We start from the raw sequence: 22,988 nt of genomic DNA, 5'->3' as shown, positions 1-22,988 counted from the left end.
CTGGGCCGGGCCTTTGAATCCAGCGCCCGGCCCGCAACCCGACCCTGACCATGGAGCCGACCAAGCAATGTCGACCAACGCCGAAGAATCCAATCCTCGCGATCCGTCCCCCGATCCCACCATCCGCCTCGCCATTGACAATGTCACGTTGGCACCGCAGGCCGGCGCGGCGATCGACTTCAGGATCAGTGCCTCCACGCTCCTCAATCCCAGCGCCGGCTACCAGCTATGGAGCGAAGACAGTGAAGGAAAACTGCATCGCCATAGTGCTACGAAAAGCAGTGGGGAGATGCACTCCCAGCCTTTCGGCACGCGACAGTGGTGGGCATCAGTGGGAAAAAATTCCAACCGCACGATGCGATTCTTCGCAGCACGCGAACGGGAAAACCCGAGGCGGGCCAGCGAGTATGTGGACGTGCCGCTGCCCGAGGTACCTCCACCGGCCGAGTTCACCGCCCGCGACGGTGTGATGAAAGTGGTGGCAACCGGCAGAGTGCGGCCAAACGCATCAGCCCAGCTCAGTGTCAGCGGGCGGGTCACGACCGTCGAGGCGAACCGCGACGGCCGCTGGACAGCCACCGTCGTTGCAGCGGAGGGAACACATACCGCCAGCGCAATCGCGCTCGATGTGCGACTGGGCAACTCGGCTCCCGCTTCGACAAGCGTTACCGTCAGCGCCCCCCCGCACATCCCCCTGCGACTGCAGTTTCCAGAAGAAGGCAGAAAGATTACCCGGATAACGCGCGTTACCGGCGTCTCCACTCCATACTCGGACCTACAGGTGTCGCTGGGCGAGGGTCCTCCAGCCGCAGCAACAGCGAATCCGGGCGGCGCATGGGAAGTCAGTGAAGTCCGCTCCGAGCGCTCCGGAGAGGTCGTGCTGCGGGTTGAGAATCTGTCAACCGGGGAGGTCGTTGAACGTCGTGTCGAGGTCGACTATTTTCCGCCCTGGAGCGTCTCTCGTCTGATCGCTGGCCCTCTGGTCGATGAAACCGGCCTGGTCACTCGGTTCGGTGCCATCGCCGAGGGCACGGGCGAGCACTTCGACATCATTGAGTTCAGCGTGGGCAGGGACGGTCCGTGGACAGAACTGAGCACCGTTGACGAAAACGGTGTGTGGCGATTCGAGCACCTGATCAGCCCCCCTCCACCACCGTTCCGGCCGGGCCGACTATTCCTGCGTACGGCGGGGGATCCGATCGCCCAGCTGCACACGGTCGAGTTTCAGGCACCGATCATCACCTCACCACGGGAAGGGGAAGAGACGGGCCCTGCTCCTGTCTTCAGCGGCACCGCAGTGGCCCCCTTCAATATCGAGCTGGCAGACGGCAGCAAACAGCATCTCAGACCAGACACGGAGAACAAATGGAGCACTGAACTCGGGCCGCTCGCGCCCGGCGAGCACACCATCATCGCGCGCGTCTCTGACCGGTCCCAGCGCGAGATCACCCGACGTACCATCCGGGTGCTGGAAGAAGCGCCTCCCGGAGTTCCCGATGTAAACCGTAAGCAGTAGAGGCGAAACAGCCGCGCACAGCGTGACGCTAGACCAGCACCAGGTCGTCGCGGTGCACGACGTTGCCCCCGTAGTTGTAGCCGAGCGCCGCTTCGATATCCCGCGAATGGCGCCCGGCGATGCGGCGTATGTCGCTGGCTGCGTACTGGGTGACGCCGCGCGCGACGCTCGCCTCGCCACCGCCGGCGCCCGGCCGGCAGCGGATCTCGACCATGTCGCCCCGCCGGAACTCACCGTCCGCCCCGGTGATGCCCCCCGGCAACAGCGAAGCGCCCTTGCCGCGCATCGCCTGCACGGCGCCGTCGTCGATCCAGATCACCCCGGGTTCCACGGGGGCGTGCCGCAGCCAGTACTTGCGTGCGGCCTCGCGGCTCTGTGACGCATGCAGGCGCGTGCCATGCAGACGCCCCTGCGCAAGCGCGCGCACCACATCGCCGTTGCGGCCATTGAACAGGATCGTTTCGATGCCCAGCCGCGCCGCTTTCGATGCCGCTTCCAGCTTGGTGCGCATGCCGCCGGTGCCTGCGCTGCTGCCGCTGCCGCCCGCCATCGCCAGCACGTCGGCGGTCAATTCCTGCACCTGCGGGATTGGCTGCGCCGAGGCATCGCGGCGCGGATCGGCGCTGTACAGGCCGTCGATGTCGGTGGCGATGAACAGCACATCCGCATCCACAAGCGCCGCCACGGTGGCGGCCAGGTTGTCGTTGTCGCCAAGCTTGAGCTCGTCCACCGATACGGTGTCGTTCTCGTTGACCACCGGCAGCGCGCCCAGCCGCAGCAGCTCGTTAAGGGTCGCGCGTGCGTTGAGATAACGACGGCGGTTGCGCAGGTCATCGTGGGTGAGCAGCACCTGCGCCACGGGCCGTTCGAAGAAGCGCTGCCACAGGCCGATCAGCTGGGCCTGGCCGAGTGCAGCCAGGGCCTGGCGGGCGGCCATCGCCGCACCGGCCGCCTCGACCCGCGGCAGGATCGCGCGGCCGGCGGCGACCGCGCCGGAAGACACGATCACCACATCGCGGCCGGCCAGCACGTTGGCCGATACGAACTGGGCAAGCCCCAGGGCATGGCGTGGGGACAGCCCGCCGCCATCGGCGGCGAGCAGGCTGCTGCCGACCTTCAGCACGGCGCGCCGCCAGTCCGGCAACGCTTGTCCGGGAAACGGCGATGCGGTCATGGCGGCAGGGTCGATCATCAACAGGGGCTCACCGGGTGGTCCATTCGTGGACGGTCAGGTCCGAAGACTGCAGGGTCAGCAGCGGATCGCGCGCGACGATGGCGCGGGCCTGCTCCAGGCTGTCCACGTTGCACAGCACGTATGCCCCGCCGCTGCCGTCACTGAAACCGCCGGTCAGCTGCAGCTGGCCGGCAGCACGCAGTTCATCAAGGAAGGCGGTGTGCGGCTGCACCGCCGCCGGATCGAAATCCGGCCGCCGCATCGCGATCACCAGGTACACGGCGGCGGCCATCAGGCCAGTGCCTGCCAGCGCGCGCGCAGGACGTCCAGGCGCAGGTCGGCGGCGGCGCCGGGCGACACCCGCGCGGCCAGGCTGCCTTCCGGCGTACGGCCCTGGCCCGCCGTGTCCGCGCCTGCCGCTGCGGCCTTGTAGGCTTCACGGAACGGCACGCCGGCGACGGCCGCCTCGACCGCCACGTCGGTGGCGTACATACCTGAATCGATTCCGGCCAGCAGCTTGTCGTTGCGCCATTCCAGGTTGGCCAGCAGCGCCGGCAGCAGTTCCAGCGCGGCCAGGCCGCGGCCGAAGCCGTGGAAGATCGCGCCCTTGGACCCCTGCAGGTCACGATGGTAGCCGGACGGCAGCGACAGCAGCTGCTCGATTTCGGTGCGTGCGGCGGCGACGCTGGCGTGAGTGGCGCGCATCAGTTCGATGACATCGGGATTGCGTTTGTTCGGCATGATTGAACTGCCGGTGGTGTACTGCGCCGGCAAGGCCACGAAACCGAATTCCGCGCTGGTGAACAGGGACAGGTCCCAGGCGATGCGGCGAAGGTCCAGCGTCGCGCCGCCGAGTGCTTCCAGCGCGGCCATTTCGAACTTGCCGCGCGACAGCTGCGCGTAGATCGGCGATACCTGCATGCGCGCGAAGCCGAGCGCGGCAGTGGTGTGTTCGCGGTCCAGCGGCAGGTTGACGCCGTAGCCGGCGGCGGTGCCAAGCGGATTGGCATCCACCAGCGCGTGCGTATCGCGGGCGCGGATGGCGTTGTCGATGAACGCCTCTGCCCAGCCCGCCCACCACATGCCGGCCGAAGACACCACGGCGCGCTGGATGTGCGTATAGCCCGGAATCGGAAGGTCTTTCTCGGCGTCGGCCCGATCCAGCGCCACCTTGGCGATCTCCGCGCTGAGCTGCGCTACGCGCTGCAGCTTTTCCTTCAGCCACAGCCGGGTCGCCACCAGCACCTGGTCGTTGCGGCTGCGGCCGGTGTGGATGCGGCGACCGGCATCGCCGAGGCGGTCGGTCAGGCGCGCTTCGATGGCCGAATGGCCGTCTTCGTACTGTTCGTCCAGCACGAAACGCCCGGCACGGAAGTCATCGGCCAGCACCTCCAGTTCACGCTGCAGGCCGGCCAGCTCGTCGGCGCTGAGGATGCCGATGTGCGCCAGGCCCTCGGCGTGCGCTGCACTGGCGGCGATGTCATGCAGGAAGAATTCGCGATCAAGGATCACGTCATCACCGGCGAGGAAGGTCTGGATCTTTGCGTCGACCGCGACGCCCTGCTTCTGCCACAGAAGGTCTGCCATGCTGTGCTCCATCGGCGGCCTGGGCCGCCCGTTGATTCAATCAATGCGGGATCGAGGTGAGTTCGTCGATACCCAGCGCGAGGTTGAGGTTCTGCATGGCCTGGGTGGCCGCGCCCTTCAACAGGTTGTCCAGCGTGGCCACCACCACCACCCGCTTGCCGCCGGGCGCAACGGTGAAGCCGCCGACCTGCACGCCGTGGCGGCCGGCGATGCGGCTCACCCACGGCGCGTCGTCGACGACTTCGACAAGCGGCTCAGCGGCGTAGGCATCGGCGAAGCGCGCGGCGATCTGTTCCCGGGTCTGCATCTGGTTGAGCCAGAGGTTGACCGTCATGGTGATGCCGCGGAAGTGCGGCGCCACGTGCGGCATGAACTCCACCGGCACGCGCAGGTGCGCGGACACCTCGCGTTCGTGTACGTGGTTGGTCAGTGCGTACGGCATCAGGTTGTCGGCCAGCAGTTCCGGATTGTTCTTGTCCGAAGGCGTCGTACCGGCGCCGGAATAGCCGGACACCCCGAAGCACTGCGGCGGGCCGGCCAGCAGGTCCAGCAGCGGGTGGATCGCCAGCTGCATCGCGGTGGCATAGCAGCCCGGGTTGCTGATGTGCTTCTCACCGTTGTACTGGGTGCGGGTCAGCTCGGGCAGGCCGTAGTACCAGCTGCCTTCGAAGCGGTAATCAGCGGACAGATCGACGATCACCGTGTCCGGCCTTGCCGCCTCCAGCGCGGCCACGAACGGTGCGGCCAGGCCATTGGGAAGCGCCAGGATCACCGCGTCCACGCCTTTGGCGGCGACCGCGTCGGCGTCCAGGTTTTCGTACTGCACCTCGCCGGTGATCTCCGGATGGTGGTCGGCCAGCCGTTGCCCGGCGCGCTCGCGCGAGGACACGAACGCCAGCTGCAGGTTCGGATGCGCGGCCACCAGTTTGATCAGCTCCGCGCCGGTGTGGCCGCGGGCACCGACGATGCCCAGGGTGAAGGTTTTTACGTTCATGCGTGGCTGTCCAGGCGGAACTGCAGGTGGCGTTTCACCGCCGCCCATTCCGTGTCGATGATGGAGAAAACAACGGTATCGCGCGGCGTGCCGTCGGGATGCCGGGTGTGGTTGCGCAGCACGCCGTCCTGCTTGGCGCCGAGACGCGCGATGGCCGTGCGCGAGGCATGGTTGAACCAGCTGGTTTCAAACACCACGGCCAGGCAGCCGAGCGTTTCGAAGGCATGCTGCAGCAACAGCAGCTTGGCCTCGGTATTGACCCCGCTGCGCTGTACGCGCGGCGCGTACCAGGTATAGCCGATGCTCAGCTTGGGCACGCTGGCATCCAGCGCGTAGCAGCGCGTGGTGCCGACGATCTCTCCGCCTGCATCACGGATCACCATCGGCAGCACCTTGCCTTCGGCCTGCGCCTGCAGCGCGGCGTCCACATACGCCGCCATGCCGACGACCGACGGCACCTGGGTGAACCACAGCTGGTCCAGCCCGGTGCCTTCCACGGCGCGCTGCAGGCCCGGCACGTGCCGGGCCTGCAGCGGCTCCAGCGAGACGTGGCGGCCTGACAGCGTCGGCGCAGCGGTCCAGTCGGCGGGCGCGTTCATCCGAGCAGGCTCGGCGCGCGCTGCGCGCAATGGTCGACGTAGGCCTTGATGCGATCGAAGCCGTCGGCACCGAACCAGAATGTCTTCCACGTGCCCTGCTTGTAGCAGCCATCGGATTCGGCATAGTAGAAGTGGTTGATCGGATTGCCGTTGCGCGAGCGCCAGAACAGCTGCGGCGTCTCGTCCAGCATCACGTTCCACACCGCCCGGCCCAGGCCCTCGCCCTGTGCGTCGTCGAGCACGGCGAACTTGTCCAGGTACACGCCTTCGGCTTCGTCGGTAAGGATCACCGCGGTGCGGTAGTTTTCGCTGACATACGCGCGCAGCAGGCGGGTCTTGTCGAAGTAATCCGGCACCAGCACGCGGCCGAAACTGGATTCGATCAGCCCGCGCAGGCGCGGCAGGTCCAGTTCGTCCCACGATGTCGCGCGCAGCACGCGTTCGCCCTTGCGCACCAGCGTACCGGAGCCCTTGTGGGTGAACAGTTCCTTGGCCAGGTCGGCCGGCCGGGTGATCGACACCGACGACTCCAGCGGCAGCCGGTCCAGCAGCGATTTGATCTGCTCGATCTTCACCTTCATGCCGCCGTGGATCCACGGCTGGGTCATCAAGTGTTCGTACTCGGTGGACAGGTTGATCGAGTCGATCACCTTGCCCTCCTCGTCCAGCAGCCCGCCGGTGCCGGTCAGGAAGATGATCTTGTACGGCTGCAGCTCCTGCACCAGCTCGTTGGCGGCGAAGTCGGCGTTGACGTTGAGGATCTGTCCGCTGCGGGTCTCACCCAGGCTGGTGATGACCGGAATCGAACCGGCGCGAAGGCTGGCTTCGATCGGTGCAAGGTTGACCTTCTTCACTTCGCCGACCAGCCCGTAGGTGGCCTGGTCCATGTACTCGGCTTCGAACACGCCGCCGGTGATCGAAGTGGCGCGCGCGCCGTTCTGCTGCAGGGCCTCCACCAGCCGCAGGTTGGACTGCTGGAACACCTGGCGCACGATCGCCAGCGCTTCCGGCGAGGTCACCCGCAGGCCACTGACGGTCTGCTTTTCGATGCCGGCCGCGGCCAGCTCGGTATCCAGCTGCGGGCCGGCGCCGTGCAGCACGATCGGGGTCAGGCCTACCTCCTGCAGGAACGACAGCGAGGACGTCAGCGCTTCCAGGTCATCGCGCAGCACCGCCCCGCCGACCTTCACCACGGCGAAGCGCTTGGCGTCGAGCTGCGAAAAACGCTTGAGGTACTGGCTGATTTCCTTCGCGCTGGCCATGCTGGAAAGCAGGCGCACGATGGTCTGGCGGGTCTGGCGATGAGGCTGGAGGGCTGGGGACATTTCGGTTTCGTCACAGGCGGCGGGGGCCGCGTTGCAGTTCCGCCGTGCCGGAGCACGACGGCGTTGGGGGGTTCACGCGCCGGCGCTGATGATCCGGTGCACGGCGTCGGCATAGCGCTGCAGTTGTTCCAGGGTCACGAACTCATCGGCGGTATGGGCCTGGGCGATGTCGCCCGGGCCGAACACCAGCGTGGTGTAGCCACCGGCCGAGAACAGCGAGGCCTCGGTCCAGAAATCCACCGCGTTGCCGATCGGCAGGTCCAGCGCATCGGCCACGTCACGCGCGGCCAGGCGCCGGTTTTCGGCATCGGCGATGTCACCGGCCGGAAGGCTGGGGCCACGGAAGGTTTCGGTGAACAGCGCCGCTTCCGGTTCGGCGAAGCCGGCAAAGGTCGCCAGCAGTGCATCGATGTCCATCGACGGCAGTGGACGGAAACCAAAACGCAGCTCGGCCGCCGGCGCGATCATGTTGGCCTTGATCCCGCCTTCCACGCGGCCGATGTTGAAACGCAGGCCGGTCAGCCCGCCGAAGCGCGCCGTGGACAACGAGTCCACATGGTCCAGCGCGCGGTTGCCCCAACGCATTGCCTGGTGCAGCGCGCTGGCGGCCGCATCCTGCTTGCCCGACGCGTGGCCGGCGCGGCCGGCGAACTGCATCAGCACCGAGCTGATGCCACGGTGGGCCAGCACCGCCTCGCTCATGGTCGGCTCGGCCACCAGCACCGCTTCGTAGGGAAGGCCACGGGCCAGGAAGGCGGCAATACAGCGCGGATCGTTGGCTTCCTCGTCGCTGGAAAACAGGAACGCCGCGTCGCCCTCACTGGCATTGGCCGCAGCCACCAGCGCAGCGGCCGCGCCCTTGATGTCACACACTCCCAGGCCGACCACGCGGTCGTCCAGGCGGCGCATCACATGCGGATCCGCACTCCAGTGCGGCGAATCCGGCACGGTATCCAGGTGCACGTTGAACAGGTACTTCGGCGCACCGCGCACCGCATGCAGGCTGACCGCGCCGTCACCGTGGTCGACCACCTCCACATTGAACCCGGGCAGGTTGTCGCGCAGGTAATCGAAGATGCCACCGGTGGTGATCGCACGCGGCGGGTTGCGGGTGTCGAAGGACACCAGCGCCTGCAGGTGATGAAGCGTCTGTTCAAGCATGGATCAACAATCCTGTGGAATTCCGCCGGGCATGGCCCGGCGCTACCGTAATGCGTCTGGTGGAGAGCCCCCTTGGTGTTCAAGGGGGCGCGCCAACGGCGCGGGGTTGAGGAAGAATGCGCGGGCAGGTCGATCGCGGCTTAGCCGCGATTGACCTGCGCGTAGAGCGTGGAGCTCATCCCGAACAGCTTGATGAAGCCTTCGGCCTCTTCCACGCCCCAGTCGGCCGACTGCGCATAGGTGGCGCCCTTGGTATTGAGCAGGTGCGGCGAACGCACGGCCACCGCGTCGACGCGGCCACCCCGGGTTTCCAGCACCACTTCACCATTGACCTTGGCCTGGGAGGACTTCAGGAAGGCTTCGATGTCGGTCTTCAGCGGGTCGTGGTAGAAGCCTTCGTACACCAGCTCCACCCACTTGCGCGACACGTCCGGCTTGAAGCGGTTCTGCTGCTTGGTCAGCACCGCGTCTTCCAGCGCGCGGTGCGCGGCCAGCAGCGAGACCAGGCCCGGCGCTTCGAACACGATGCGGCCCTTCAGGCCGATCACGGTGTCGCCGGTGTACACGCCACGGCCCACGCCATACGGAGCGAACAGCTTGTTGAGCGTGGCCAGGATCTTCTCGCCCGGCAGCGCCTTGCCGTCCAGCTCCACGGCAACGCCGTCGACGAACTTCAGGGTGACCGTGAGGGCCTGCTCCGGCCATTCGCTGCGCGGTGCGCACCAGCCGCGGGCGCCTTCGCCCGGCGCTTCCCAACGGTCGATCTCACCGCCGGACATGGTCAGCCCCAGCAGGTTCTCGTTGATGGTGTAGGCCTGCTGCTTGGCGCGCACGCCGAAGCCGCGCTCTTCCAGGTACTTCTGCTCGTAGGCACGGGTCTGGGTGTGCTCTTTCTGGATTTCGCGGATCGGGGCGATGATCTGGTAGTCGCCCAGCGCCTTCACTGCCAGGTCGAAGCGCACCTGGTCGTTGCCCATGCCGGTGCAGCCGTGGGCGATGATGTTGGTGCCCAGTTCGGCGGCGCGCTTGAGCGCGGCATCGACGATCAGGTAACGGTCCGACACCAGCAGCGGATACTGGCCCTGGTAGCCTTCGCCGGCCCACACGAACGGCTTGACGAAGCCTTCCCAGATCGCAGGACCGCCGTCGACGGTGACATGGCTGGTGACGCCCAGTTCGGCGGCGCGCTTTTCGATGAAATCGCGCTCTTCATCATCCACGCCACCGGTGTCGGCGAACACGGTGTGCACGTTGTAGCCGCGTTCCTGCAGGTAGGGCACGCAGAAGCTGGTATCAAGGCCGCCGGAGAAGGCGAGGACGACGTCTTTGTTGCTCATGGGGGTAAGGTCCTGGTAGCGCCGGGCCAAGCCCGGCGGAAGGTTCGAATCGGAAAGAAATCAGCGGCCGGCCAGCGCGGCCATGATCGCCTTCTGCACGTGCAGTCGGTTTTCGGCCTCGTTGATGGCGATGCACTGCGGCGAATCCATCACCGCATCGGTGGCCTTGACGTTGCGGCGCAGCGGCAGGCAATGGCTGAAGACCCCGTTGTTGGTCAGCGCCATCTTCTGCTCGTCGACGATGAAGTGCTTGTACTGGTCGCGGATCGGCTTTTCCGGTTCCCAGTTGCCGAAGAACGGCAGCGCGCCCCAGCTCTTGGCGTACACCACGTCGGCACCGGTGTAGGCGCTTTCGATGTCATGGCTGACCTGCAGCGAGCCGCCGTTCTCGGCTACGTTCTGCTCGGCCCAGCCCATGTAGCGCTCGTCCAGGATGTAATCCGGGGTCGGGCACAGCAGGGTCACGTCCATGCCCATGCGGGTGGCGATGGTCAGCGCGGAGTTGGCCACCGCGGTGTTCAGCGGCTTGGGATGGTAGGTCCAGGTCAGCACGTACTTCTTGCCACGCAGGTCCTGGGTGCCGAAGTGCTCCTGCAGTGCCATCGCGTGGGCCAGTTCCTGGCACGGATGGGTGATGGTTTCCATGTTGATGACCGGCACCGGCGAGTACTTGGCAAAGCTCTTCAGCACGGTGTCTTCGCGGTCGACCGACCAGTCCACGAACTTCGGGAAGGCGCGCACCGCGATCATGTCGCAGTAGCGGCCCAGCACCTTGGCCACTTCGGCGATGTGCTCTTCGGTATCGCCATCCATCACGGTGCCGAGGTTGAACTCGATCGGCCATGCGTCCTTGCCCGGCTGCAGCACCACCGCGTGGGCACCGAGCTGGAAAGCACCCAGTTCGAAGCTGGTGCGGGTGCGCATGGACGGGTTGAAGAACACCAGCGCGATCGATTTGCCTTTCAGCTGGTCGCCGAGCTTGTTGCGCTTGAACAGCGCGGCCTGGGTCAACAGCGCATCGAGTTCGCTGCGGCTCCAGTCCTGGGTGTTCAGGAAGTGCTTGAGGGACATCAATCGATCCTTGCGGTGTGGAGTTGAGTGCAGATGCAACTTTTCAGAACCCGGAAACGAAAAAACCCAGCCGGGGGGCTGGGTTTTTTACCGAACAGACAGCACGAAGCTCCGGTCACCCAGCGGAAATGTGGGATTCCGGTCGGCGGGCACGCGAGGTCATGCTGCTGGCCTGGCGGGCGGCGCTGGAGTCGTGCTGGAAGTCGGTGGCGTTCATTTCCGCCCATGGTGGCATGGCCGATGGTGCGGTGCAAGACCCGCCGTCAGGGATTTGCCGGCGAACCCTGTTCGGCCCCGACCCAGGGGGTGATGGAGACCCGGATCTTCAGCCGGTTGCCAGGATCTTCCGGCAGCCGCGAGCGGTACTTGGTGCCCTTGTAGACGTAGTCCACGTCGTAGGCGATGGGCCGGCGGAACTCGCGCCCGACCGGCACGATGCGGCAGTCACGGGTCAGGATCGGCGCGTTGCTGGGCTGGGCCCCGACCGGCACCGCGGCCACGTCCGCACTACCCTCTTCGCCGGGCTTGAAGATCGATCGCACCGAATCCCACAGGCGCCCGAAGCGCCCCTTTTCTTCCACCGGCTCTTCGCCGGTGACATTGACCGGCGGCAGGTTGCGCGTGGTGACCGGTTCACAATGCTCTTCGGTGCGGGTGGCGCGCAGGGTCTGGAACACCGGTTCGACGTTGAGCACCTGGGCGTAATCGAGCTTGATGTTCTCCACGATCACCACCCGGTTGCGCGGCTCGGCCTCTTCCGATTGGGCCATGGCAGGGCCGGCCAGCAGGCAGGCAGCCAGTGCGGGAAGGAAGAGGTATCTCATCGGCAACGGGTTCGAGGGCACATCGATAGTGTAGGCAGCACGGACGCCAAGGGGCTGAACATTACCCGTCCGCCGCGCAGGGGGCCAGCCCATGGCGTGCCCGGATGACCCCGCGCGGTACCCCGGGAGCCCCTGCAGCGCTAGAATCGACGGCTTGTCCCCCAGCGCCCCCGCCATGACCCTGCGCCTGCACAACAACCTGACACGCCAGCTGGAAACGTTCGCCCCGCTCGATCCGGCCTGTCCGACCCTGTATGTGTGCGGCCCCACGGTCTACAACTACGTGCACATCGGCAATGCGCGCGGTCCGGTCGTGTTCGGGGTGCTGGCCGACCTGCTGCGCCGTCGCTTCGGCGCCCTGCGCTATGCCCGCAACATCACCGACGTGGACGACAAGATCAACACCGCCGCGCGTGAGCAGGGCGCTCCGATCAGCACCATCACCGACCGGTTCGCCGCCGCCTACCGCGAGGACATGGCCGCGCTGGGCGTGGTGCCACCGGACATCGAACCGGAAGTCACCGCGCACATGCCGCAGATCGTGGAAATGATCGCCCAGCTGATCGACAACGGGCACGCCTATGCCGCAGAAGGCCACGTGCTGTTCGCGGTGGACACCTTCGACGGCTACGGCAAGCTCTCCCGCCGTGATCCGGAGGAAATGCTGGCCGGCGCCCGCGTCGAAGTGGCCCCGTACAAGCGCGCAGCCGGCGATTTCGTGCTGTGGAAGCCGTCCAGCGACGACCTGCCCGGCTGGGACTCGCCATGGGGCCGTGGCCGACCTGGCTGGCACATTGAATGCTCGGCGATGGCCGCCGCCCACCTGGGCCCGACCATCGACATCCATGCCGGTGGCGTGGACCTGCAGTTCCCGCACCATGAGAACGAAATCGCGCAGAGCGAGTGCGCGCATGGCGGCAAGGTGTTCGCGCGTTTCTGGCTGCACAACGGCATGCTGAACTTCGGCGGTGCCAAGATGAGCAAGTCGCTGGGCAACATCGAGCGCGTGCACGACCTGGTCCGCCAGCATCCGCCCGAAGCCCTGCGCCTGGCCCTGCTTTCCGCCCATTACCGGCAGCCGCTGGACTGGTCCGATGCGGTGATCGAGCAGGCCGAGCGCACCCTGGACCGCCTGTACGGCACCCTGCGCGACCTCGCCGACCTGCAGGCCACTGCCCGCATACCGGCCGTGGTGGAAGCGGCGCTGGACGACGACCTCAACACGCCGCTTGCCTTGGCCGAACTGGCCCGCATCGCCGGCGAAGCGCGCAAGGCCACCGATCCGGCCGAGCGCATGCAACTGAAGCAGGACCTGCTGGGCGCCGGGCTGGCGCTGGGCCTGCTGCAGCAGGATCCCGCCGCCTGGTTCGGCACCGCGGGCGGCAGCCGCGACGACGATGCGCGCATCCAGGCCCTGATCGATGAGCGTGCCGCCGCCAAGCAGGCACGGGACTTCGCCCGCTCCGACGCCATCCGCGACCAGTTGGCCGCCGAAGGGATCGTGCTGGAAGACACCGCGCAGGGCGTGCGCTGGGTGCGCAAGCGCGCCTGATCGCCCTCGTGCCGGCCCTCCCTGCCGGCCGCACTCCGCCACATGAAGAATGAAATGACCGACTCCCCGTTCCCGCTTGAAGCCAACGCCGCCGAGGCCCAGACCACCATTGCCGAGGAGTTTTCCTTCTTCGGCGACTGGTCAGAGCGCTACCAGTACCTGATCGACCTGGGCCGCAAGCTGCCGGTCTTCCCGGAAGAATGGAAGAGCGAAGAGCATCGCCTGCTGGGTTGCCAGTCGATGGTGTGGATCGTGCCGGAGGGCAACGCCGATGCCCTGCACTTCCACGCGATCAGTGACTCGGCCATCGTGTCCGGGCTGATCTTCCTGGCCCTGCGCGTGTACTCCGGGCGCTCGGCGCAGGAAATCATCGATACCGAACCCAGCTACATCCAGGACATCGGCCTGGCACGGCACCTGTCGCCCACCCGCAGCAACGGCGTGGCCGCGATGCTGGCCTTCATCCGCGAAACCGCGCAGGCCCAGTTGCAGTCCACGCGCCCGTGAGTCTCCCGGCCCCCACCGAAGAGACCGCACGCACGCTGCTGGCGCGCCCGGGCTTCAGCAAGCTGCTGGCCTACCGCATCTTCGCGATGCTGTCCTACCAGGTGGTTGCGGTCACCGTGGGCTGGCACATCTATGAAGTGACCCGCAACCCGTTTTCGCTGGGCCTGGTCGGCCTGGCCGAAGTGTTGCCGTTCTTCTGCGTCGCCCCGTTTGCCGGCTACCTGGTCGACCACCTGCCGCGACGCCGGCTGGGCATGGCCGCCTGCGCCGGCCTGGTGGCGACCGCGCTGGTGCTGTGCGCGGTGGCGCTGGGCTGGCTGCCGTTCCACGGCGTGTGGCCGATCTATGCCGCCATCGCGCTGACCGGCATGGTCCGTGCCTTCCTGTCACCGATCTACAACGCCCTGTTCGCCCGGGTGCTGGAGCGCCACCAGTTCGCGCGCGGCGCAGGCCTGGGCAGTGTGTTCTTCCAGGCCGGCATGGTGGTCGGCCCCGCGCTGGGCGGCGTGCTGGTCGGATGGGGTGGCAAGGGCGTGGCGTACGGCGTTGCGACCGGCTTTGCGTTGATGGCGATGGCCTGCCTGGCGACGCTGAAAGTCAGCGAGCCGGTGCACACCGGTCCGGCCGCGCCGATCTTCCGCAGCATCGCCGAAGGCGCGCGCTTCGTGATCGGCAACCGGATCATGGTCGGGGCGATGGCGCTGGACATGTTCTCGGTGCTGCTGGGCGGCGTGGTGGCGATGCTGCCTGCCTTCCTGCAGGAGATCCTGCATTACGGGCCGGAAGGGCTGGGCATCCTGCGTGCGGCGCCTGCCTTGGGCTCCATCGCGGTCGGCCTGTGGCTGGCCCGCCACCCGCTGCAGAAGCATGCCGGCCGCGTGCTGTTGTTCGCGGTGGCCGGCTTCGGGCTGTGCGTGATCGGCTTCGGGCTGTCGCACCACTTCTGGCTGTCGGCGCTGATCCTGCTGTTCTACGGCGCGTTCGATGGCGTTTCGGTGGTGGTGCGCTCGACCATCCTGCAGTTGGCCACGCCGGAAGAGATGCGCGGCCGCGTGTCGTCGATCAATGGCATCTTCATCAGTTCGTCCAACGAGCTGGGCGCGTTCTACGCCGGCACGATGGCGAAGTGGCTGGGACTGGTGCCGGCGGTCGTGCTGGGCGGATTCGCGGTGCTCAGCGTGGCGGGCATCACGGCGTGGAAGAACCCCACGCTGCGCCGCCTGAACCTGCGCGACCTGCAATAGATCCGGCAGCGTGACGGCCAGCGGCCGTCACTACCTGGATCCTCAGTTGCCGCAGCCCTGCAGCTTCAGCGTCTGGCCCTGGCGCAGGCTGTAGGCCGGGGCCTTCAGTCCGTTGGCGCGGGCCAGCGTGGGCACGTCGCAGCTGAACTTCGCGGCGATCCGGCCCAGCGTCTCACCCTTTCCTACCTTGTGCGAGCGCACCGGCTGCGCGCGCGGCGCGGCCGGACGCGGCGCCACGACGGGCGCGGTCGGCGCGGTGCCCACCACGCTGGCTTCCGCCGCGGCGACCGGCACCACCCCGCCCACCGCCACGCTGCCGGTGAAGCTGGCCGCGCTGGGGCGCACGATCGCCGCGTTCAGATCAGCGGTGATCAGCGTGCGTGCCAGGTCAGCCCGCGGGCCGCTCACGCAGTTGCGCGTGTACAGGCCGGCGATCCGGGTGGTGGCGTTGATCAGCGTACCGGCCGGGATCCAGCCGTCGGCTTCGTAACGCGGGTTGAGGTTGCGCAGGGTGCGCATGTAGCCATCCCGCGTGCCCTGGCTGCCCAGGCAGATGGTCAGCTCATAGATCGTGGTGGACTTGGCCAGGCGCACCGTCGCCGGCTGTGCGTTGACCTTCGGGAACTCCACCCCGTACTGCTGCGGGTGCAGGAAGATCCACGCCGCGGCGATCACCATCGGCACGTAGTCCTTGGTCTCGGCCGGGAATTCGCTGTACACACTGTCTACCCAGAAGCTCTGCCCGCCGCCCTGGCGGAACACGCGCAGCGCGCGGCCTTCGCCGCCGTTGTAGCCGGCCAACGACAGCTCGATGTTGTTGTTGAGCTGGCGCATGCGCTCGTTGAGGTAGGTCGCACTGGCTTCGGCCGCGCTGCGCGCATCGAAGCGGGTGTCGAAGCCGGTGCCATCCGGGCCCAGCCCGAAACGCCGGCCGGTGGCCGGCATGAACTGCATCAGGCCGGCCGCGCCGGCGCGCGAGGAGGCGTGTACGCGACCGTTGGATTCCTTGGCCATGATGCCGAACAACAGCGCTTCGGGCAGGCCGCGCTTTTCCCATTCCGGCCACATCACCGCGCGCACGTTCTGGTAGTTCTCGTAGCTGGTCAGCAGCGCCGGGCGCATGTCGGTCAGCCAGCGCCGGATGCCGGCCTGGATGGCCGGGTTGTACTCGACCATGCTGTCGAAGGCATGCCGCTTGTCGTTGAGCAGCGCCGCCGCGCGCGCCGCCTCGGGCACGTCGGCCGCCAGCGGCCCGATGTGGTCCGGGTCGGCCTGCAGGGTGTCGCCGGCCTCATCGGCCACGCTGTCATCGCCTTCGGCATCGGCATCACGCTTCAGCAGGCGCTTGTAGGTCGCCAGCAGGGTGCTCATCTGGCAGCCCTTCTGGCCCACGCACTCGCTCAGCACGTCCTCCATGTCTTCCAGCGCTGCATCAGCCTCGCCCGCGGCCTTCGGATCGGCATTGGCCACGCGCAGCAGCGCGTCGGTGTAGCGCTTTTCGGCCACGCCCATGCGCTGCTGCAGCGCCTCGGCCTTGGCACGATCACGGGCGGAAACACGTTGCGCATGGGCATCGGGGACGGCCAGCAGCAGGCTGGCGAGGGCCAGGACGGGCAATCCACGAGCAAGCAGGACAGGAACGGGCATTTTTGGCACTGTGTGCGAATCAGGCAGGCAGAGTAGCGGTGCCGCCACGATCCGGGCAACCCGGGGCGGGCCCGCACCGCGCTGCCGGTTAACATTGCGCGCATTCATCACGAGGGATGGACCATGGACCCGATTCTGCTCGGCAAAGGCATCACCGACGACGTAGCGGTCACCCTGTTGCCGAAGCTCGGCAATCGCCACGGCCTGGTCGCCGGCGCCACCGGTACCGGCAAGACCGTGACCCTGATGACGCTGGCCGAGGGCTTCTCGCGGGTCGGCGTGCCGGTGTTCCTGGCCGACGTGAAGGGCGATGTGTCCGGCCTGGCCGTGGCCGGCGCCGGTGGCGATGCGCTGCTGCAGCGCGCCGCGCAGATCGGCGTGGCCGACTACGCGCCGGCCGCCAGTCCGGCCGTGTTCTGGGACCTGTACGGCAAGCTCGGCCATCCGGTGCGCACCACCGTCAGCGAGATGGGCCCGACCCTGCTGACCCGCATCCTGGAGCTCAGCGACACCCAGGCCGGGGTGATGGACATCGTGTTCAAGCTGGCCGACGACCGCGGCCTGCTGCTGCTGGACCTGGACGACCTGCGTGCCCTGCTCGGCCTGGTGGCCGAAGAGCGCAAGGACATTTCAACCGAATACGGGCTGGTCAGTGCGCAGTCGGTGGCGGCGATCCAGCGCGCCCTGCTGCGGCTGTCACAGGACGGCGGCGAGGCGTTCTTCGGCGAACCGGCGCTGGAACTGGCCGACATCATGCGGGTCAACCACGATGGCCGCGGGGTGATCGGCATCCTGGCCGCCGACCAGCTGGTGCTGAAGCCGAAGCTGTATTCCACCTTCCTGCTGTGGCTGCTGTCGGAACTGTTCGAGACCCTGCCGGAAGTGGGCGACCTGGAAAAACCCAAGCTGGTCTTCATCTTCGACGAGGCCCACCTGCTGTTCAACGATGCGCCCCCTGCCCTGGTGCAGCGCATCGAACAGGTGGTGCGGCTGATCCGCTCCAAGGGCGTGGGCGTGTACTTCTGCTCGCAGTTCCCCGACGACGTGCCGTCCAACATCCTCGGCCAGCTGGGCAACCGCGTGCAGCATGCGCTGCGCGCCTTCACCCCACGCGACCAGAAGGCAGTGAAGACCGCTGCGGAGACCTTCGTGCCCAACCCGAAGCTGGACGTGGCACGCGTGCTGTCCTCGCTGGGCACCGGCGAAGCGCTGGTATCCACCCTGCAGGACAAGGGCATCCCGATGCCGGTGCAGCAGACGCTGATTGCCCCGCCGCGCTGCCGCATGGGGCCGGTGACCGAAGCCGAACGTGCCCAGGTGCGCGCCGGCAGTCCGGTCGGCAGCCGCTACGACACGGCGATCAACCGCGAATCGGCGGCTGAACTGCTGGCCCAGCGCGCGCAGAAGACCGTCGAACAGGCCGCTACCCCCAAGGCGCGCACGCGCGAGCAGGACGACGCGCAGGACGGCGGTTTCGGCCAGACGATCAAGGATGCGATCTTCGGCACCAAGCGCCGCCAGGGGATGATCGAAACCATGGCCAAGCAGACCACGCGCACGGTGGGCACCAAGCTGGGCAACCAAATCGTGCGCGGGATCCTGGGCGGCATCTTCGGCGGAAAGCGCTGAAGGCCCGTAAGCTGTCCCATTGCAGTTGCGTAGAGAGCAGTAGATGTCGCGTTGGCGTCCCCCCGCAGAAAAGAGCACCGCGCTGATCACCTCCGGCGGCCATGCACGCTTGAAGGCCGAGCTGGAGGACCTGTGGCGGGTGCGCCGCGACCGGAGGTGGTGAAGGCACTGGCGGCTGCGGCGGCCGAAGGTGACCGCTCGGAGAATGCCGAGTACACCTACCGCAAGAAGCAGCTGGGTGAGATCGACCGCCGCGTGCGCTACCTCAGCAAGCGGCTGGAGGCGCTGCGCGTGGTCGATGGCGAACCGAGCGACGCGCAGGCGGTGTTCTTCGGTGCGTGGGTGGAGCTGGAGAACGTGGACAGCGCGGAGATCAGCCGTTATCGCATCGTCGGCCCGGACGAAACCGATGCCGCCACCGGCTGGATCAGCATCGACTCACCGCTGGCGCGGGCGCTGCTGAAGAAGCGCGTGGACGATGAGTTCGAAGTCGAACTGCCCGGCGGCCGCCAGGGCTTTGCGATCCTGTCGGTGCAGTACGGCGCCGGAACGCAGGAACGGTAACGTCGGTAGCGCCGAGCCACGCTCGGCGAGCGCATCGCGCGGCCTGGCTCGGACACCGATATCCCCGAACGAAAAGCCGCCGACCATGGGTCGGCGCTACCGAAGCGCGCGGACGTTCTGGTAGCGCCAAGCCACGCTCGGCGAGCGCATCGCGCGACTGCCCCAGAAGCCGCCGACCATGGGTCGGCGCTACCGAAGCGCGCGGACGTTCTGGTAGCGCCGAGCCACGCTCGGCGAGCGCATCGCGCGGCCCGGCTCGGACACCGATATCCCCGAACGAAAAGCCGCCGACCATGGGTCGGCGCTACCGGAACGCACGCCCTGCATCAGTGCGGAGCGAGCACGCCAACCGGCAGCGGCGGCGGATATTCGCGTCCCGCCCGCAACGGACGGAAATAATCGGCCTGGGCATACAGCCCGGCGTCCTGCCGCAGGTGCCAGCCTGGGATGCCGGCCAGTGGCAATGGGCGAAGCTCCAGCGGATCCTGCAGCACCGTGCCCGCGTCCAGCGCGCGCGCGACGGCTGCGATGCAGGCATCGTCCTCCTCGCCCTGCACCACCAGGCACTTGCCCACCAGCAGCCGCTCCGGCAGCAGCGCCTGCTCCATCAGCGCATGACCGATCACTGCGGCCACGCCGATCTCCCCGCTCACCCACCGCCCTGCCCCCTGCACGAACAGCGCCTGCCAGTCGTGCGCATCCCACGCCGCGAGCAGATGCGGGTCACGCACCCGCACGATCACCCCCGATTCGTCGAACTGGGTCAGCGCGGCCTGCGCACGGTTGCGGGCCTGCGGGCCCACCTGCTGGATGTGCTGGCACTGGCGGCTATTGAGCGCCCGCTTGATGCTGGGGTAGCGCGCCCACACCAACGCGTTGAACAGGTCGTGCCAGTTGCAGGCACGGGTAGCGATCTGGCCGGTTTCGGCGATGCGCTGCTCGTAATGCCGGCCATCAGCGAGCAACGCCGCGTCCTGCTCGACCAGCTGCTTTTCCGATAACGGCAACACCGCGTTGAGCGCTTCGATGGAAGGCCACTGCGCAGCCTCCAGCAGCCTGGAAAACGGCGCCAGTGCGCCAAACATCTGGGTGCGCGAAGCAGGCCGCAGCCACCGCCTCGCGCGGTGGCGCGACGAAGCGGCGGCGGGTCGCGCAGGAATCCGAAGCGTGACGACCAGCGATCGTCGCCCACCCGGGACCCGGCGCTTCCGGCTGAGTCACAGCATTTTCAGGTCGAGTGGCTTGCGCACGGCGGGCACGGCAGCCGGTGGCAAGGCATCGCCGTACAGATCGTGCTCGTCGCTTTCGGTGATCTCCACGTCGACGAAATCGCCGACCCGCAGGGTCACCGCATCGGCATTCTGGATATGCACCAGCCCGTCGATCTCCGGTGCGTCGGCCTTCGAGCGCGCCACGGCGATATCGCCTTCGATGGCATCGACCAGGCACTGCTGCACCGTGCCGATCTTGGCTTCCAGCCGCGAGGCGGAAATCTGCGCCTGCTTTTCCATGAAGCGCGCCAGGCGTTCCTGCTTCACTTCTTCCGGTACCGGGTTGGGCAGGTCGTTGGCGGTGGCGCCTTCGACCGGCGAATACGCGAACGCGCCGACGCGGTCCAGCTGCGCCTCGTCCAGGAACGACAACAGTTCCTCGAACTCGGCTTCGGTCTCGCCCGGGAAGCCGACGATGAAGGTCGAGCGCACGGTGATGTCCGGCGCGATGCGGCGCCAGTTCTGCACCCGCTCCAGGGTCTTTTCCACCGCGCCGGGGCGCTTCATCAGCCGCAGGATGCGCGGGCTGGCGTGCTGGAACGGGATGTCCAGGTAAGGCAGGATGCGGTTTTCCGCCATCAGCGGCACCATCTCGTCCACGTGCGGGTACGGGTAGACGTAGTGCATGCGCACCCAGGCATCCAGCTCGGACAGGCCTTCGCACAGCGACTTCATCCGCGTCTGGTAGGCCTTGTCGCGCCACATGCGCTCGGCGTATTTCACGTCCACGCCGTAGGCAGAGGTGTCCTGGGACACCACCAGCAGTTCGCGCACGCCGCCACGCACCAGCCGTTCGGCTTCGCGCAGCACCTCATCCACCGGCCGCGAAACCAGCTTGCCGCGCATCGAGGGAATGATGCAGAAGCTGCACTTGTGGTTGCAGCCTTCGGAAATCTTCAGGTAGGCGTAATGGCGCGGGGTCAGCTTGACGCCGTAGTCCGGTACCAGGTCCACGAACGGGTCGTGGCGCGGCGGAATCGCCGCATGCACCGCTTCCATCACGCTCTGGTAGTCCTGCGGCCCGGACACCGCCAGCACGTCCGGGTACGCCTCGCGGATCTGCTCCGGGCGCTTGCCCAGGCAGCCGGTGACGATCACCTTGCCGTTGGCGTTCATCGCCTCGCCGATCGCATCCAGCGATTCGGTCACCGCCGAATCGATGAAGCCACAGGTGTTGACCACCACCACGTCGGCGGCGTCGTAGGTCGGGACGATGTCGTATCCCTCTACCCGCAACTGGGTGAGGATGCGCTCGGAATCGACGAGGGCCTTCGGACAGCCAAGGCTGACGAAGCCGACTTTGGGGTTCAGCTGGGACATGGATCGGGACTCTGGGGGCCTGGGCCGGGCGTGGCCTGGGGGCCTGGATCGGACAAGTATACCGGGCCCGCCGGGCGCCCCTGAACCCTGCCCGGCCCACAGGTGGGCCACGGCAAGGACACGCTAGTCACCTACGTGGATTCCACAGCATTTCGCATGGTCAGACAGCCCAGACAGTCACAGGATGGACGGGCGCGCGACAGACACCGCCCGCGTGCCGGGCCGGCACGGTGCCGGCATCCATTCAACAGGAGCCCCCGATGAAACCCTTTGCCGCCACCTGCCTGGCCGCCGTGCTGCTGGCCGCCGGCCTGCCCGGCGCCCGCGCCGCTGACAACCATTACACCTGCTCCTATCGGCTTTACGAGAACGGCCAGCCCGTGGTCCGCCGCGTGGAATACGTCGAGGCGAACCTGCAGGCGGCGATGGCCAAATTCGAGGCCTTTCTTGCCGACCTCAGGGCGCAGGGCAAGCACCCACAACACCTGGGATGCCGCTGAGCTGACCCCGCGCTGACGTCCCAGAGGAGGATAATTCTGTCGAAATCACACTGAAGAGGCGTCACACCATGGGAAACTGGATCACCCTGGATACCCACCACGGCAAGGCCCGGGCCTGGGAGGCGCTGCCGGAGGGCACCCCGCGCGGCGGCCTGGTGGTCATCCAGGAAATCTTCGGAGTCAACGAACACATGCGCTCGGTGGCCGAGCGTTTCGCCGCCGAAGGCTATGCGGTACTGGCGCCCTCCTTCTTCGACCTGCTCGACGATGCCGACGCGGGCAAGCCGCTCGAACTCCCCTACGACAACGAAGGGGTCAAGGCAGGCCTGGATGCGGTCAACGCCATCGGCGTGGAAAAGTCGCTGGTGCTGGTCCGCGCCGCGGCTACCCGGCTGGCCGGCCATGGCAAGGTCGGCACCGTGGGCTACTGCTGGGGTGGCAGCATCGCCCTGCTCGCCGCGCTGCGTCTGGGCCTGCCGTCGGTCAGCTACTACGGGGCGCGCAACGTGCAGTTCCTGGATGAAACACCGAAGGCGCCGGTGATGTTCCACTTCGGCGCGCTGGACAAGAGCATCCCGCCGGAAGCCATCGCCGCCCACCGCGAGAAGCTGCCGAAGATGGAGACCTTCGTCTACCCGGCCGACCATGGCTTCAACCGCGACGTCGGACATGCGTATGATCCAGACAGCGCCGCCCTGGCGCTGCAACGCACCCTGGACTTCTTCACGGAGCATCTTGGATGAGCGATTTTGAACTGGATACGCGCCTGGCCAATGACAGCGTGCTGGTGGCCGAAGGCCCCCTGTCCCAGATCAGGCTGATGAACGACGAACGTTTCCCGTGGCTGGTGATCGTGCCGCGGCTGGGCGGTGTCACCGAGTGGATCGAACTGGACGGCGAGCAGCAGGACAAGCTGCGCACCGAACTCAACCGCACCTCCAAGGCACTGAAGTCCGAAGACGGGGTGGAGAAGATCAACATCGGCGCACTGGGCAACATCGTGCGCCAGCTGCATTTTCACGTGATCGGCCGCCATGAAGGCGACCCGGCCTGGCCCGGACCGGTCTGGGGCAGTGGCCAGGCGCATCGGCATGACGCCGACGAACTGCAACGGCGTGTCGCACACTGGAAGGACAAGCTAGGATATCCGCCCCACCCTTGAGCGT

General features: G+C 67.2%; 20 protein-coding genes and 2 pseudogenes. 9 read left to right on the top strand and 13 right to left on the bottom strand.

The window, feature by feature from the left end; genetic code table 11:
* Positions 1 to 67: 67 nt before the first annotated feature.
* Positions 68 to 1,516, top strand: a complete 1,449-nt coding sequence (locus tag QE373_RS06235; RefSeq protein WP_309684736.1) for a hypothetical protein — start codon at positions 68 to 70, stop codon at positions 1,514 to 1,516.
* 28 nt (positions 1,517 to 1,544) lie between these two features.
* Here QE373_RS06235 and proB read toward each other — a convergent pair whose 3' ends face one another.
* The 10 genes from proB to QE373_RS06185 form a co-directional block, all read right to left on the bottom strand.
* On the bottom strand, positions 1,545 to 2,708 hold the full coding sequence (gene proB / locus QE373_RS06230; RefSeq protein ID WP_309684735.1) for a glutamate 5-kinase: 1,164 nt from the start codon (positions 2,706 to 2,708) through the stop codon (positions 1,545 to 1,547).
* A 10-nt stretch (positions 2,709 to 2,718) separates the two neighbouring features.
* Positions 2,719 to 2,982, bottom strand: a complete 264-nt coding sequence (locus QE373_RS06225) for a YciI family protein (RefSeq protein ID WP_309684732.1) — start codon at positions 2,980 to 2,982, stop codon at positions 2,719 to 2,721.
* The gene (gene argH, locus QE373_RS06220; RefSeq protein ID WP_309684730.1) at positions 2,982 to 4,277 is read right to left on the bottom strand and encodes an argininosuccinate lyase; all 1,296 of its coding nucleotides are present in this window, start codon (positions 4,275 to 4,277) and stop codon (positions 2,982 to 2,984) included. The genes QE373_RS06225 and argH overlap by 1 nt, the downstream gene beginning before the upstream one ends.
* Before the next feature lie 40 nt (positions 4,278 to 4,317).
* Positions 4,318 to 5,271 (bottom strand): N-acetyl-gamma-glutamyl-phosphate reductase, encoded by a 954-nt coding sequence (argC, locus tag QE373_RS06215; RefSeq protein WP_309684727.1) that lies wholly within the window; start codon positions 5,269 to 5,271, stop codon positions 4,318 to 4,320.
* Positions 5,268 to 5,870, bottom strand: coding sequence for a GNAT family protein (locus QE373_RS06210; protein ID WP_309684724.1), 603 nt, complete (start codon positions 5,868 to 5,870; stop codon positions 5,268 to 5,270). Before QE373_RS06210 ends, argC begins: the two co-directional genes overlap by 4 nt.
* Positions 5,867 to 7,195: an acetylglutamate kinase gene (locus QE373_RS06205; RefSeq protein ID WP_309684721.1), complete on the bottom strand. Its 1,329-nt coding sequence runs from the start codon at positions 7,193 to 7,195 to the stop codon at positions 5,867 to 5,869. Before QE373_RS06205 ends, QE373_RS06210 begins: the two co-directional genes overlap by 4 nt.
* 72 nt (positions 7,196 to 7,267) lie before the next feature.
* Positions 7,268 to 8,356 carry an acetylornithine deacetylase gene (locus QE373_RS06200; protein WP_309684718.1) on the bottom strand — a complete coding sequence of 363 codons (1,089 nt, stop codon included), beginning with the start codon at positions 8,354 to 8,356 and terminating at the stop codon, positions 7,268 to 7,270.
* Between the two features lie 140 nt (positions 8,357 to 8,496).
* Positions 8,497 to 9,693: an argininosuccinate synthase gene (locus QE373_RS06195; protein ID WP_309684715.1), complete on the bottom strand. Its 1,197-nt coding sequence runs from the start codon at positions 9,691 to 9,693 to the stop codon at positions 8,497 to 8,499.
* A 60-nt stretch (positions 9,694 to 9,753) separates the two neighbouring features.
* A complete protein-coding gene (locus QE373_RS06190) occupies positions 9,754 to 10,764 on the bottom strand; it encodes an N-acetylornithine carbamoyltransferase (protein ID WP_057687254.1) in 1,011 nt (336 codons plus the stop codon).
* 263 nt (positions 10,765 to 11,027) lie between these two features.
* The gene (locus QE373_RS06185; RefSeq protein WP_057687255.1) at positions 11,028 to 11,588 is read right to left on the bottom strand and encodes a hypothetical protein; all 561 of its coding nucleotides are present in this window, start codon (positions 11,586 to 11,588) and stop codon (positions 11,028 to 11,030) included.
* Between the two features lie 175 nt (positions 11,589 to 11,763).
* Between QE373_RS06185 and cysS the strand changes: the two genes are divergently transcribed.
* Genes cysS through QE373_RS06170 form a run of 3 tightly spaced genes read left to right on the top strand, consistent with a single transcriptional unit; the run spans position 11,764 to position 14,891 of the window.
* On the top strand, positions 11,764 to 13,140 hold the full coding sequence (gene cysS / locus QE373_RS06180; RefSeq protein ID WP_309689593.1) for a cysteine--tRNA ligase: 1,377 nt from the start codon (positions 11,764 to 11,766) through the stop codon (positions 13,138 to 13,140).
* Positions 13,141 to 13,194: 54 nt separating this feature from the next.
* A complete protein-coding gene (locus tag QE373_RS06175; RefSeq protein WP_309684709.1) occupies positions 13,195 to 13,647 on the top strand; it encodes a SufE family protein in 453 nt (150 codons plus the stop codon).
* Entirely contained in the window at positions 13,644 to 14,891 is a 1,248-nt protein-coding gene (locus QE373_RS06170) for an MFS transporter (protein ID WP_057687258.1), read from the top strand. The genes QE373_RS06175 and QE373_RS06170 overlap by 4 nt, the downstream gene beginning before the upstream one ends.
* A gap of 42 nt (positions 14,892 to 14,933) precedes the next feature.
* Here QE373_RS06170 and QE373_RS06165 read toward each other — a convergent pair whose 3' ends face one another.
* Complete coding sequence (locus QE373_RS06165) at positions 14,934 to 16,538, bottom strand: transglycosylase SLT domain-containing protein (RefSeq protein ID WP_057687259.1); 1,605 nt, start codon at positions 16,536 to 16,538, stop codon at positions 14,934 to 14,936.
* A gap of 123 nt (positions 16,539 to 16,661) precedes the next feature.
* Here QE373_RS06165 and QE373_RS06160 point away from each other — a divergent pair, with 123 nt between their 5' ends.
* Positions 16,662 to 18,167: a helicase HerA-like domain-containing protein gene (locus tag QE373_RS06160; RefSeq protein WP_309684697.1), complete on the top strand. Its 1,506-nt coding sequence runs from the start codon at positions 16,662 to 16,664 to the stop codon at positions 18,165 to 18,167.
* A gap of 43 nt (positions 18,168 to 18,210) precedes the next feature.
* Positions 18,211 to 18,731: pseudogene (greB, locus tag QE373_RS06155) on the top strand (transcription elongation factor GreB).
* Between the two features lie 326 nt (positions 18,732 to 19,057).
* On the opposite strand, the pseudogene QE373_RS06150 reads toward greB, so the two are convergent.
* Positions 19,058 to 19,913 (bottom strand): annotated as a pseudogene (locus QE373_RS06150) (DUF3025 domain-containing protein).
* A 35-nt stretch (positions 19,914 to 19,948) separates the two neighbouring features.
* Complete coding sequence (rimO, locus tag QE373_RS06145) at positions 19,949 to 21,322, bottom strand: 30S ribosomal protein S12 methylthiotransferase RimO (RefSeq protein WP_309684694.1); 1,374 nt, start codon at positions 21,320 to 21,322, stop codon at positions 19,949 to 19,951.
* Between the two features lie 260 nt (positions 21,323 to 21,582).
* Between rimO and QE373_RS06140 the strand changes: the two genes are divergently transcribed.
* The 3 genes from QE373_RS06140 to QE373_RS06130 all read left to right on the top strand — a co-directional run bounded on the left by QE373_RS06140 (position 21,583) and on the right by QE373_RS06130 (position 22,984).
* Positions 21,583 to 21,822 carry a hypothetical protein gene (locus tag QE373_RS06140; protein WP_042614077.1) on the top strand — a complete coding sequence of 80 codons (240 nt, stop codon included), beginning with the start codon at positions 21,583 to 21,585 and terminating at the stop codon, positions 21,820 to 21,822.
* Positions 21,823 to 21,890: 68 nt separating this feature from the next.
* Complete coding sequence (locus QE373_RS06135) at positions 21,891 to 22,565, top strand: dienelactone hydrolase family protein (protein WP_042614078.1); 675 nt, start codon at positions 21,891 to 21,893, stop codon at positions 22,563 to 22,565.
* Positions 22,562 to 22,984, top strand: coding sequence for an HIT family protein (locus QE373_RS06130; RefSeq protein ID WP_042614079.1), 423 nt, complete (start codon positions 22,562 to 22,564; stop codon positions 22,982 to 22,984). The genes QE373_RS06135 and QE373_RS06130 overlap by 4 nt, the downstream gene beginning before the upstream one ends.
* The last annotated feature ends 4 nt before the right edge of the window (positions 22,985 to 22,988 follow it).

This window comes from Stenotrophomonas sp. SORGH_AS_0321 (genome assembly GCF_031453215.1).
GTDB lineage: Bacteria > Pseudomonadota > Gammaproteobacteria > Xanthomonadales > Xanthomonadaceae > Stenotrophomonas > Stenotrophomonas chelatiphaga.
The sequence above is the reverse complement of the archived record's forward strand: the minus strand, read 5'-3'. Positions and strand labels throughout refer to the sequence as shown.